Source organism: Caulobacter sp. 602-1 (genome assembly GCF_003931565.1).
In the GTDB taxonomy this organism is placed as follows: domain Bacteria; phylum Pseudomonadota; class Alphaproteobacteria; order Caulobacterales; family Caulobacteraceae; genus Caulobacter.
In genome coordinates this window covers 92,766-105,692 of record NZ_RRYI01000005.1, presented here as the reverse complement: position 1 = coordinate 105,692, position 12,927 = coordinate 92,766, and the positions used below count along the sequence as shown (strand labels likewise).

Below are 12,927 nucleotides of genomic sequence, written 5' to 3'. Positions count from 1 at the left end.
TCGGGAAGGTCCTAGGGGGCTGGCGTCGTCGGGCTGGCGCCGCCGTCGGCGATGTACTTGTCGATCCGCGCCTCCAGCACCGGCAGCGGCACGGAGCCGAGCGCCAGGATGACGTCGTGGAACTTGCGCTGGTCGAACTTGGGACCCAGCTTGGCCTCGGCCTCGGCGCGCTTCTTGCGGATGCTCAGTTCGCCCAGCTTGTAGGCCAGGGCCTGGCCCGGCCAGCTGATGTAGCGGTCGACCTCGGTCTCGATGTCGTGCTGGGCCAGCGCCGTGTGGCTGGCCAGGTAGTCGATGGCCTGCTGGCGGGTCCAGCCGTAATGGTGGATGCCGGTGTCGATCACCAGGCGCGCGGCGCGCCACATCTCGAACGACAGGCGGCCAAAGTCCTCATAGGGCGTCCGGTAGATGCCCATCTTGGTCCCCAGCCACTCCATGTAGAGCGCCCAGCCCTCGCCATAGCCCGAGAAGTAGGTCTGCTTGCGGAAAGCCGGCCGACCGGTCTGCTCCAGGGCCACGGCGGCCTGGAAGCTGTGGCCCGGATTGCACTCGTGCAGGGTCAGGGCCGGGATCTGGTACAGCGGCCGCGACGGCAGGTCGTAGGTGTTCATCTGGCAGGATTCCAGCCCGCCCCGGCCGGACGTGTAGTACGGCGCGATGGCGGCCGGCACCGGCACGATGGTGAAGCGGTAGCGCGGCAACAGGCCGATGGTGTCCTTCAGCTTGCCGTCCACGCGCTTGGCCACATAGGCCGACACGCCCAGCAGTTCGTCCGGGGTCTTGGCGTAGAACTGCGGGTCGGTGCGCAGGAACTTCAGGAAGGCGGGCATGTCGCCCTTGAAGCCGCTCTGTTCCTTGACCTTCTCCATCTCGGCCGAGATCCGCGCCACCTCCGACAGGCCGATCTGGTGGATCTGTTCGGCGGTCAGGTCGGTGGTCGTGAACTCCTTGATCTGCGCCTGATAGTAGGCCTTGCCGTCCGGCAAGGCCTCGGCGGCGATCGTCTTGCGGGCCTTGGGCAGGTACTCGTCGCGATAATAGGCCAGCAGTTTCTGGTAGGCCGGCGCCACCGACTGGGCGATCACCTGCCGGGCCTCGGCGCGCAGTTTCTCCTGGTCTTCGGCCGGGATCGACGAGGGCATGTTGGCGAAGGCCTCGTAGAAGCCGTTCTTGGCCGGGTCGGGATCGGTGAAGGCGGCGATCGTGGCGTCTCGGCCGCTCAGGGCCTCGCGCGGGACGGTGAAACCGCGCGCCACGCCGGCCTTCATGTTGGCGATCTGCTCGTCGAAATAGCGCGGGACGTCGCGCATGCGGCCGATGTAGCGGCGATAGCCTTCGGCGCTGGAATAGCCGCTGCGCGCGGACAGGCCGGACCAAAACTGACTGTCGGCGTTGAACGGCGCTTCCCAGGTCCGGTACTTGCCCTGGGCGACGAAGGCCTCGAGGCTGGTGCGGAACACCGCCGCGTTGATCTTCTCCTCGGGCGACAGCTGGTCGACCGGGATCTTGTTCAGCTCGGCCAGGGTCTTGGTCCAGTAGGCCAGGCGGGCCTCCTGGGTGGCCGCATCGACATGCTGCAGCTGGCCGGCGCCGCCGCTGAACGGCGCGTCACTGGCCAGTCGCCCGAACTCCTTCTGCCGCCAGGCCCACTCGGTGTCATAGAGCGCCTTCAGGCGGCTGTCGGCGTCGCTGGCCGAAGCGGCGGCCGGCGCGGCGGTCTGGGCCAGGGCGACCGCCGGAGCGCCGGCCATCAAGGCCAGGGCGGAGACAAGCATCAGGGAGCGAACGAACAAGGGAAGTCTCCATCCAGAGCGGGCGGGAAATGTTCAGGGACTAGGGTCAGGAAACGGTCGCGGGGTTGGGATTCTTGCCGCCGCCGGCGATCCAGTCGTCGATGGCCTTTTCCAGGGTCGGCAGCGGCACCGAGCCCAGGCCCAGGATGACGTCGTGGAACCAGCGCTGGTCGAAGTTGGCGCCCAGCTTGGCCTCGGCCTCCGCGCGCTTGCGGCGGATCAGCATCTCGCCCAGCTTGTAGGCCAGGGCCTGACCGGGATCGTTGATGTAGCGGTCGACCTCGATGGTCACCTCGTGATCGGACAGGGCGGTGTGGCTGGACAGGTAGTCCAGCGCCTGCTGGCGCGACCAGCCCATGTGATGCAGGCCGGTGTCGACGACCAAGCGGGCGGCGCGCCACATCTCGTAGGTCTCGCGGCCGAACTCGTCATAGGGCGTCTCGTAGACGCCCATCTTGGTCCCGAGCCACTCCATGTAGAGCGCCCAGCCCTCGCCATAGCCCGAGAAGTAAGTGCGCTTGCGGATCGCCGGGCGGTTGGGGCCTTCCAGCGCCAGGGCGGCCTGGAAGCTGTGGCCCGGCACGCATTCGTGCAGGGTCAAGGGCGGGATGGTGTAGAGCGGCCGGGCCGGCAGGTTGTAGGTGTTCATCAGGCAGCTCTCGAGGCCGCCATTGCCGCCCGTCCCGAACGGCGCGATCGCCGCCGGCGTCGGCACGATGGTGAAGCGATAGCGCGGCAGCAGGCCAATGGTGAACTTCAGCTGGCCATTGGCCTTGTTGGCCACATAGGCAGACTTGGCGATCAGCTCGTAGGGCGTCTTGGCGTAGAACTGCGGGTCGGTCTTCAGGTACTTGAGGAAGCCCTGGAAGTCGCCGGTCCAGCCCGCCTGCTTCATCGTCGCCTGCATGTCGGCGTCGATGCGCGCCACCTCTTTCAGGCCGATCTGGTGGATCTGCTCGGCCGTCAGGTCGGTGGTCGTGTATTCGCGGATCTTGGCCTGGTAGAAGGCCTTGCCGTCCGGCAGGCTCTCGGCGGCGGTATTGGTCCGGGCGTGCGGAATGTAGTCGTCGCGCACATAGGCCAGCAGCTTGCCGAAGGCCGGCGCGGCGGCGCCGGTAACGGCGGCCCTGCCCTCTTCCATCAGCTTGTCGCGCTCACCGGCCGGGATGGACGACGGCATGTTGGCGAACGGGCCGAAGAACGGATTTGCCGCCGGGTCGCTCGACGCCAGCGGGGCGATGGTGGTGTGGCGGCCCTCGATCGACGCCCTGGCCTTGGTGAAGCCGCGCGCCTGCCCGGACTTCATGTTGGCGATCTGCTCGTCGACATAGCGCGGCATGTCGCGCAGCCGGCCCAGATAGGCGCGGTACTCGGCGACGGTCCCGAAGCCCGTTCGCGGCGCCATCCAGGTCCAGAAGCCGAACGGGTCCTCGTATTCCTTGAACTTGATCTGGCTGACGAAGGCTTCCAGTGCGGTGCGGAACACCGCGGCGTTGACCTTCTCCTCGGGCGACAGCTGGTCGACGGGGATCTTGTCCAGCTGCGCCAGGGCGTTCGTCCAATAGGTGAGCCGGCGCTGCTGGCTGACGGGATCGACATGCGGCAGGCGATCGCCCAGGCCGCCGCCCTCGTCGTCGGCGTCGCGGCCGAACTCCTGGGCGCGCCAGTTCCACTCGGCGTCATAGAGCGCCTTCAGGCGCGCGTCGGCGCTGGTGGCGGCGCTCATGGCGGGCTTTGCCGGCTTGGTCTGCGCCAGCGCCGGCTGAGCGACCAGCGCCATGCCCAGCGCGATCGCCAATCCCGAAACTCGTTTCATAACGCCCCTCCTCCCCATGCCCTGGTCAGGTTGTTCTCGAAGACCCCGCCGGCGCATAGATCCGCACGCCGAAGACCGGACCACAGCGGGTCGTGTCATCGGCGGGCTGGAAGCGCACGGTCACGCTTCCCTTGCCCCGGGTCAATTCTTGCGGGATCGGATAGTCCACATCGAAGAAATCGCCCGGATGCTGACCGGTCAGCGCCTGGGTCGCGATGCGGACGCCATCGATCAGGATGTCGAAGCGCTTATTGCGCTCCTCGCCCCAAAAAGTGGCTTGCAGGATCAGCGGCCCCGGCTTCACCGCAGCCCTGTATTCGAAGAAGCCGAAGGTGCGCGCATCGCGCCCATGGCGGCCGCGATAGGTGACGGCGTAGCTGTTCTTGGCGACCAGCCCGTGATCGCGTTCGGCCTGCATCTCGCCCAGGTGCATGACGTCGACCGAGCGCCGCGCCAGGTCCTGCAAGCGCGCCTGCTCGGCCGCGTAGGCGACCTGCTGCTTCTTCCAGCCAGCCTCGTCGAAAGTGGCGAAATAGACCGCGGTGCGGCGGTCGCGCTGCTGGAAGAACGGCGCGAACGACAGGTCGGCGGGTTTGCCGATCCCCTTTGTCCGGTACCGGCCCAGCGTCGGCTCGACGGGAACGAAGCCCGTCAGAGGATCGCGGGCGACCAGCGCCGGCGCGGGTCCGTCATAGGGCTGGCTGGAGGGTCCAAGGTCGGCGGCCAGGACCACGGGCCCTTTCAGCACGGCCAGCACGGAGGAGTCGTCGACCGTCGCCTCGGTGCGCAGCGTCATGGGCAGGTCCAGCGTGACCCGGTCGCCCTTGCGCCAGGCGCGGCGCAGGACCGTGTAGTCGCCGGCCGGTCCCGCCGACATCGCCTCGCCGTTGACGCTGACCCGCGCGCCCTGGCACCAGCCGGGGACGCGCAGGGCCAGGCCGAAGTCCTTCCCCTCCCTTGGACCGCCCAAGTCCTCGACCACGATCTCGACCCGCTCGCCGAACGGATAGGCGGTCTCCATCCGGAAGGTCGCCCCCTGCTCGGCCCAGCGGGCGGTCGAGGGGATGTAGAGATTGACCAGCAGGGTGTCGCCGCTGCGCCACCAGATGGAGTCGCCGTGCTTGGCGTGGCTTTCCATGCCCGAGCCGACGCAGCACCAGAAGTCGTCGAACGGCCGCGAGAACCGGCGCGCCGAGCCCGACATCAGCGGGACCATGTAGGCGAACATGCCGGTCGACGGGTCCTGATGGGCCAGGATGTGGTTGATGTGCGCGCGCTCGTAATAGTCGAACAGCGCCGCCCGGGGCCGCCAGCCATAGAGATGCCGGGTCAGCTTCAGCATGTTGTAGGTGTTGCAGCTCTCGCAGGTCTGCTCGGTGATGTGGCGCGAGATGGTGCGGGGCGCGGTGAAGTATTCCCGGTCGGCGTTGCCGCCGATCACGTAGCTGTAGTCGCGGGTCACCGTCTCCCAGAAGAAGTGCGCCGCCACGGCCTGGTCGGCCTTGCCGGTCAGCTCATGCAGCCGCGCCAGGCCGATGACCTTGGGGATCTGGGTGTTGGCGTGGATCCACGGCAGGGAGTCGCGGCGCTGGCTCAGCGGGTCCAGGACCTTGGCGTGGCGCAGGCGCTCGGCCAGGTCCAGCCAGCGCGGATCCCGGGTGCGGGCGTAGAGCTCGGCGAAGCTCTCGTTGATGCCGCCGTGCTCGCAGTCGAGGACCGTCTGGACCTGGGCGTCGTTCAGCTGGACGAAGACGGCGTCGATGTAGCCGCCCAGGGCGACGGCGACGTTCAGGGCCTGTTGATTGTCGCAATGGAGCTGGGCGTCGAACAGACCGGCGAACAGCTTGTGCCAGTTGTAAAGCGGCACCCAGCTGCCGTTGAGATCGAAGCCCATCGAGCGGATGTCGCCGGCGATCAGCTCGGGGAAGATCGCCTTGCCGTCCTCGACCACGTCGCCGCGCTTGCGCGTGAAGCCGGCGACATAACCGTCGCCATGGGCGGCCTGGACCACCGCCAGTTCGCCGACGATGTAGTCGACCCGCCGCCTACACTCGAAGTCGCCGGTCTGGGCGTACATCAGCGACAGGGCCGTCAGGTAGTGGCCCAGGGTGTGGCCAGCGATGGTGTCGCTCTCCCACCCGCCATAGACCGCGCCCTTGGCCGGCAGCCCCGCGCTGGTGCGGAAGTTGTGCAGCAGCCGGTCGGGCTCCAGGGCGTGGAGGTAGCGCCGATTGGCCTCCACCGCCGTCAGCCACGGCGAATCCAGCAGCCGCACGTCGGCCAGCGGCAACGGGCTGGCCGGACCGAGCGGGGCCAGCGGCGCGGCGCTCAGCAGCGACGGCGCCGAGGCGGCCAAGCCGGCCATGGCCAGCAACATGCGTCGATCGATCGACTCCACGGCGCCTGCTCCCTACTTGGTTTCGGGCAGGGCCGGATTGAAGCCCGGCGGATTGACCCCGCCGTCGGCGATGAACTGGTCCAGCCGCGCCTCGAGCGTCGACAGCGGCACGGACCCCAGCGCCAGGATCGCGTCGTGGAAGTTGCGCTGGTCGAACTTGGGCCCCAGCTTGGCCTCGGCCTCTGCCCGCTTCCTGCGGATCACCATCTCGCCCAGCTTGTAGGCCACGGCCTGGCCGGGCCAGGCGATGTAGCGGTCGATCTCGGTCTCGATCTCGTGCTCGGACAGCGCGGTGTGGTCGCGCAGGTACTGTTGGGCTTGCGCGCGGGTCCAGCCGTAGTGGTGGATGCCCGTGTCGATCACCAGGCGGCTGGCCCGCCAGATCTCGTAGGACAGCCGGCCGAAATTCTCATAGGGCGTGTCGTAGACGCCCATCTTCGTGCCCAGCCACTCCATGTAGAGCGCCCAGCCCTCGCCATAGCCCGAGAACGAGGTCTGGCGGCGGAAGTCGGGGCGGTTCTTGGCCTCGGCCGCCACCGCCGCCTGGAAGGCGTGGCCCGGATTACACTCGTGCAGGGTCAGGGCGGTCAGGGTGTACAGCGGCCGCGACGGCAGGTCGTAGGTGTTCATCAGGCAGCTGTCGAGGCCGCCGCGACCGCCGGTGTAGATCGGCGCCAGGGCCGGCGGCACGGGCAGGATCGCGAAGCGCCGGCGCGGCAGGAAGCCGATGGTGTCGGCCAGCTTGCCGTCGACGCGCTTGGCCACATAGGCCGAGAACGACAGCAGCTCCTTGGGCGTCTTCGGATAGAACTGCGGGTCGGTGCGCAGGAACTTCAGGAACTCCGGCATCGTACCCTTGAAGCCGGTCTGGGCCTTCACCGTCTCCATCTCGGCGCTGATCCGCGCGACCTCCTCGAGGCCGATCTTGTGGATCTGCTCGGGCGTTAGATCGAGCGTCGTGAAGCCCTGGATCTGGGCCTGGTAGAAGGCCTTGCCGTCCGGCTCGACCTCGGCCGCCAGACTGGTGCGGGCCTGCTTCATGTACTCGTCGCGGATGAAGGCCAGCAGCTTGGCGTAGGCCGGGATCACCGTCCCGGTGACCACTTGCTGGGCCTCGGCCTTGAGGGCGGCCTGCTCCTCGGCCGGGATCGAGGCCGGCATGGTCTCGAACGGGGCCAGGAACGGATTGTCCGCGCCGGTCGACAGGTTGGGTTCGATGGTCTTGTCGCGGCCGGTGACCACCACGCGCGGCACGCTGAAGCCGCGCTTGAGGCCGCTGCGCATATTGGCGGTCTGTTCGTCGAAATAGCGCGGGATGTCGCGCATCCGGGCGATGTAGTTGCGGTAGTCCTTGGCCGTCTTCAGCGCGCCGCGCGGGGCCAGGCCCGACCAGAAGAAGGTGTCGGCGTTGAACGGCGCCTCATAGGTCTTGAAGCGGGCGTTGTCGGCCAGGGACTTCACCGAGGCGCGGAAGATCTCGGCGTTGATCTTCTCCTCCGACGACAGCTGGTCGACCGGGATCTTGTCCAGCTCGGCCAGGACGGCGGTCCAGTAGGCCAGGCGCGCGGCCTGGCTCTTGGCGTCGACGCGCGGAAGATGGTCGGCGCCGTCGCCCCAGCGGCCGTTTTCGTCGCGGACCCGGCCCAGCTCGCCCTGCCGCCAGGCCCACTCCCGCTCGTACAGCGCCTTCAGCCGCGCGTCGGCGGCGCCGGCCTGAGCGGAGGCCTGTCCGGCGCTCGCCATGACAGTCGCGGCCAGCAAGGCCGCCGCGATCGCCCGTCCCATCGAAACCTTGCTCATGCCCCTACTCCCACGTCACGCGAACCAACGAAAATCAGTGAGTCAGATCGACCGCCTCGATCGGCATCGGTCCGGCGGGCAGTCCCCGCGCCGTCTTGTCCTTGAGCACCGACTGGCGGATCTCCTCGCGCAGCTTGCGCGCGTCGTAGAGGATGCCGTCCTTGATGGTCCAAGCCACGCCGCCGACGCGCTCGACCTTGCCGGTGTCGTCGTTCAGACGCAGCGAGCCCGTGCCGAACAGCAGCTTCAGATTGGCCAGCGGGTTGCCCTGGACGATGACGAGATCGGCCTTGCGGCCCACGCGGATCGTGCCGACCTGGTCCTCGTGGCCCAGCAGCCGCGCGCCTTCCTGGGTCGCCGAATGGATGACCTCCAGCGACGAGAAGCCAGCCTCGCGCAGCAACTCCATCTCCTGGACGTAGCCGAAGCCATAGAGGTTGTAGATGTAGCCGCTGTCGCTGCCGACCGTGACGCGCCCGCCGCGGTTCTTGTACTCGTTCACGAACCGCATCCAGAGGCGGTAGTTGTCCTTCCAGGCGACCTCGTCCTCGGTGGTCCAGTCAAACCAGTACGAGCCGTGATTGACGCGGCTGGGGCGGTAGTAGTCCCACAGCGCCGGCATGGTGTAGTCGTCGTGCCAGGTGGCGCGGCTCATGCGCATCAGGTCGCGGCTGGCCAAGTAGGCGGTGAAGGTCGGGTCCAGGGTGAACTTGCGGTCCAGCAGGGTCTGCATGACCTCTTCCCACTTCGCCGAGCCAGGCGCGGCGGTCTGCGCCCACAGCCGGCCGGACTCGCCGAACCGGTCCTGCTCGTCGTTGTTGACGAAGTCGGTGGGCCAGCGCTGCAGGCGCTTGTCGGTGAACATCGCCTCGGGCAGGCCGTACCAGTGCTCCATCGACTCCAGGCCGTGGGCCGAGGTGGTCAGCACGTTGGCGAAGGCCACGCTGGGCTGGGCGTGGTGCATGGTGGTGTGGAGACCAATCTTGTGGGCCTCCTCGATGGCGGCGAACAGCACGTCCTCGGAGCCGCCGATGAACTTGATGCCGTCGGCGCCGCGCGCCTTGGCCTCCTGCACGGCCAGGCGCGCCTGGACCGGATCATTGACCGGCGTGGTCCTGATCTTGTGGAAGAACGGATAGATGTCGATGCGCGGCGCGACGATCTCGTTGCGGGCGCTGCGGGCCTTGATGTCGGCCAGCCATTCGATCGGCCGGCTGCTGCCGAGCTCTCGAACCGAGGTGACACCGTTGGCGATCCAGAGCTTGAGGATGTAATCCGACGGCACATGCTGGGCGTCGTTCAGGTCGTGCAGGTGGACGTGGGCGTCCACGAAGCCCGGCATCACGTAGTAGCCGGTCAGGTCCAGCTCGTAGTCGCCCTTGGCGGCGCGGGCCGAGGGATCGATCGCCTTGGGCGCGCCGATCGTGCGGATCTCGGCGATGCGGTCGTTGACCAGGACGATGTCGACCGGCCCCTGGGCGGGCGCGCCGGTGCCGTCGATCATGGTGACGTTGCGCAGCACCACGCGGTTGAACGGGCCGATCCCTTCCGTCCGCTTGGGGATCGGATCGGCGACCTTGCCCGCCTTGGCGGCCGGCGCGTCGTCGAGCGGCGCGGCCCCAGATGCGTTTAGGGGCGTGGTCGCCATCATCACGGCCGCGACCGAGGTCAGCAGCACTTGAGCCAGTCTCTTCATCGTTTCCCCTCCCCAGGATCGAAAGGCCGCGAGCGTTTCGCCCGCGGCCCTCGACACTCGCCTAGAAGCGCAGTCGCGCCCCCATGAAGTAGCGCCGGCCCAGCGTGTCGAAGAGCGACACGTCGGTGTTGGCGTCGCCGACCAGGGTGGTGCCCAGGATCGGCGGCTGCTTGTCGAACAGGTTGTTGACCCCGCCGAACAGGCTCACCTGCTTGGTCACGTTCACCGCGAACGAGCCGTCGACGTACCAGGTGGGATCGACCTTCTTCACGACGTTGGTCGCGGTCGGGTACAGCTCCAGGTCGCCGATCATCCGGGCCGCCAGGCGCAGGGTGACGTCGCCGCTGGCGTAGTTGGCGCTGAGGTTCAGCTTGAAGTCCGGGGTGATGAAACCGCCGGTGCCGCTGGAGCAGCCCGCGCCGTAGAAGCCGGCGCAGTCCTGCGGCTTCTGGTTGGCCAGAACCTGGGTCGAACGCTCGAACAGCCAGCTGGCCACCGCGGTCAGCGACAGGTTGGCCGGCCCGCCCAGCTCCAGCATCGACGGCAGGGGCAGGCGGTAGTCGACCTGGGCGTCGACGCCGCGAACCTTCAACTGGCCGATATTGCTGTTGCTGGTGCGGACGAAGTCGATCTGGCCGCTCGGCAGGCGCTTGATCGCCTGACAGGTGACGCTGCTGAGGTTGAGGTTGGTGAAGCAGTCGTTCAGCGTCTGCTGGGCGTTGATCGTCGTGATCGCGTTCTTCACCTCGACGTTGAAGTAGTCGACCGTGATGTTCAGGCGCGGGATGATCGGCGGCGAGATGACCGCGCCGATCGTGAAGGTGCTGGACTTCTCCTCGGTCAGGTTCGGATTGCCGCCGCTTTCCTGGGTGAGGCCCAGCGTGGCCTGGGTGAAGGTCTCGATGTCGGCGGCCGGAACGCCCTGGGCGATGCAGAGCTGCTTCTGGGCGGCCGTCGGCTTCTGGGCCGTGGCGCAGGGGTCGGTGCCGCCGGTGAAGCCCTGCGCCCGCGCCGCGTAGAGCTCGGCGATATTGGGCGCGCGGATCGCGCGGTTATAGGCGCCGCGGAACCGGACCCACTCGATTGGCGCGTACTCGCCGCCAGCCTTCCACGCAAACACGCCGCCGATCGACGAATAGTCCGAGTAGCGAGCCGCGCCCTCGACGGCCAGGGTCTTGACGAACGGCAGGTCGGCCAGGATCGGCACGCGCAGCTCGCCGAAGACTTCCTTGACGTCGAACGAGCCCTTCAGGGCGTTGGAGGACGCCGCGCCGTACTCGCCGTTCAGGTCGAAGGCGCTGGGAGTCGAGGCGTACTGGTCCTTGCGATATTCGGCGCCGGCGGCGACGGCGACCGGACCGGCCGGCAGGGTGAACAGCGTACCGCTGAGCGAGCCGCCGCCGACCTGACGCTCGAAGATGTCGTGAGATTCGCGATCGGGAGTCAGGAACTTGCCGGCCGCGGCGCTGATCGAGCCCAGGCCGAAGATCGACACCGGAACGCAGCCCTGGGCGCCGCTGCGGCACACCACCTGGCCGGCCGAATTAACGATGGCGTCCAGGCCCTGGCTGAGGCGCGTCTGGTTGATCGTGCCTTCGTTGTGGGTGTCGGTGCGGTTGCGCATGTACTGGTAGAAGGCGTCCCACCGCCAGGTGTGGTCCATCACCTCGAAATCGCCACGCAGGCCGGTGGTGATCTCGTAGGACTGGCGCTCGTAGAACGAGTTGCGGGTGCCCAGCTCGTCGGCGCGCCGCCCGCCGCCGACCACCGAGGCCGTGCCGGTGCGGTTCGGGTCGAAGATCGCGGCGTTGTCGACGAAGAACTGCCGCAGCGCCGGCGTCAGCGCCGCGTTGCTGGCGTAGTTGGGCACCAGCAGGGTCGAGGACGCCGCGCCCGGCGTCACCGGCGTGAACGAGTCCGGGGCCAGGATCGAGTTGTTGCGCGAGTTGACGAAGAACGCCTCGGCATAGGCCGTGACGTGGTCTGTGAGGTTATAGTGGCCGATGGTCGAGACGTTGTAACGCTCGAGCGGCCGCTGCAGCAGGTTGAACGGCGCGTAGTTATAGGTGTCCTCCGGCTGGCAGTACGGCAGGACCACGCCGTTCGCGCCGAAGCGGATGCCGGTGACCGAGGTGCACGTGCCGCTGGGGGTGAGGTTGACGCCCACCAGCTGGGCGCGTTGCGTGGCGCTGAGCGGCACGCGGGTGCCGGGAATGCTGCCCGAACCCGAATAGACCAGGGCGCCGTTCACCTCGCCCAGCGGGATCTTGGAGAAGTCGCGGTCGTTCTGGGTGATCGGGTCCTGCTTGGTGTAGGACAGCGACATGGCGACATTGCCGCGTCCGCCGTCCAGGTTGGCGCCCATCGTCAGGTCCAGCTTCTTGGACTTGGCGTCGCCGCGATCGGTGACCCCATACTGACCCGAGGCTTCCAGGCCCTCGAAATTGTCCTTGAGAATGAAATTGACCGCGCCAGCGATGGCGTCCGAGCCGTAGACAGCCGAGGCGCCGCCGGTGATGATTTCGGTCCGCTTGATCAGCGTATCCGGGATGCTGGCCAAGTCGACGTCGGCCGCAGAGTTGGCCGGGATGAAGCGCCGGCCGTTCACCAGCACCAGGGTCCGGGTCGAACCCAGGCCGCGCAGGTTGGCCGTCAGTACGCCCGAGCCGCCGCCGTTGTTTACGGTCGAGGTGTTGCCCGCGGCCAACTGCGGAAACTGGTTCAGGGTCTTTTCGAGCGTGACGTTGCCCGACTGCTTGATCTCCATCTCACCGACCACCGTGGTCGGGCTGGGCGCCGTCAGGTCCGTCCGCGTCAGGCGGGAGCCGGTGACGACGATCTCCTCGACCGTCGCGGGCGCGTCGCCCGGCGTCGTCTGGGCCAGCGCTGGCGCTCCGATCGCCAGGAACCCGCCGATCATGCTGGAACATAGAACGATAGAGCGAAGATTTTTCCGAGCCTCGCCCGTATTCTGATCACCACTTCTCATGCTCATCCCCCAATTTTGATCGATTTCGTAGGTGTTTTCGGACCGTTAGTTCTCACCAAACAAATGCAAGCACGCAGCGCACATCACCGACAGGACACGCGAGAGTGCTCGATACTCATCCCTTGAAGACAAGCACCGTCTAGGACGGGTTCAGGACCAAGAGCTCTTCTCGATCCATACCGTATACAGAATACGGTATATTGGATCGGAAATTGGTCAAGCCCATGTTTCCGATTTGTGAACGGTTGGAAGGCTGGCCGCCGACCTGCCGCTCTTATGGTCAGGTCGCGCTCACGATCCGGCCTTCGTCCGGCGCCTCTTCTCGCGAACGACCGGCGACGACCGGCGCGACAGAGCTTGCTTCAAGGCCAGGCAGGCCGCGACGCCGACGCCGCCTTGACGGACGGCGGCGCGTTCCCGGGCCTCGGTGAACGC

Annotated in this window: 6 protein-coding genes; all 6 read right to left on the bottom strand. The window is 67.4% G+C overall.

Annotated features, from left to right (window positions below; translation table 11 throughout):
• Positions 1-11 precede the first annotated feature (11 nt).
• Positions 12-1,793 (bottom strand): DUF885 family protein, encoded by a 1,782-nt coding sequence (locus EIK80_RS15895; RefSeq protein ID WP_370450227.1) that lies wholly within the window; start codon positions 1,791-1,793, stop codon positions 12-14.
• A 46-nt stretch (positions 1,794-1,839) separates the two neighbouring features.
• Positions 1,840-3,609: a DUF885 family protein gene (locus EIK80_RS15890; RefSeq protein ID WP_125158000.1), complete on the bottom strand. Its 1,770-nt coding sequence runs from the start codon at positions 3,607-3,609 to the stop codon at positions 1,840-1,842.
• Between the two features lie 25 nt (positions 3,610-3,634).
• Positions 3,635-6,007, bottom strand: a complete 2,373-nt coding sequence (locus EIK80_RS15885; protein WP_233586705.1) for a glycoside hydrolase family 127 protein — start codon at positions 6,005-6,007, stop codon at positions 3,635-3,637.
• Between the two features lie 12 nt (positions 6,008-6,019).
• On the bottom strand, positions 6,020-7,807 hold the full coding sequence (locus EIK80_RS15880) for a DUF885 family protein (RefSeq protein WP_125157999.1): 1,788 nt from the start codon (positions 7,805-7,807) through the stop codon (positions 6,020-6,022).
• Positions 7,808-7,841: 34 nt separating this feature from the next.
• Positions 7,842-9,503 carry an amidohydrolase family protein gene (locus EIK80_RS15875; protein WP_125157998.1) on the bottom strand — a complete coding sequence of 554 codons (1,662 nt, stop codon included), beginning with the start codon at positions 9,501-9,503 and terminating at the stop codon, positions 7,842-7,844.
• A 61-nt stretch (positions 9,504-9,564) separates the two neighbouring features.
• Complete coding sequence (locus EIK80_RS15870) at positions 9,565-12,423, bottom strand: TonB-dependent receptor domain-containing protein (protein ID WP_199743505.1); 2,859 nt, start codon at positions 12,421-12,423, stop codon at positions 9,565-9,567.
• Positions 12,424-12,927: the final 504 nt, after the last annotated feature.

Excerpts from the sequence above, each read along its gene's own strand:
- EIK80_RS15890 (WP_125158000.1), bottom strand. The coding sequence starts at position 3,609 with ATGAAACGAGTTTCGGGATTGGCGATCGCGCTGGGCATGGCGCTGGTC.
- EIK80_RS15880 (WP_125157999.1), bottom strand. The coding sequence starts at position 7,807 with ATGAGCAAGGTTTCGATGGGACGGGCGATCGCGGCGGCCTTGCTGGCC.
- EIK80_RS15870 (WP_199743505.1), bottom strand. The coding sequence starts at position 12,423 with ATGATCGGCGGGTTCCTGGCGATCGGAGCGCCAGCGCTGGCCCAGACG.
- EIK80_RS15875 (WP_125157998.1), bottom strand. The coding sequence starts at position 9,503 with ATGAAGAGACTGGCTCAAGTGCTGCTGACCTCGGTCGCGGCCGTGATG.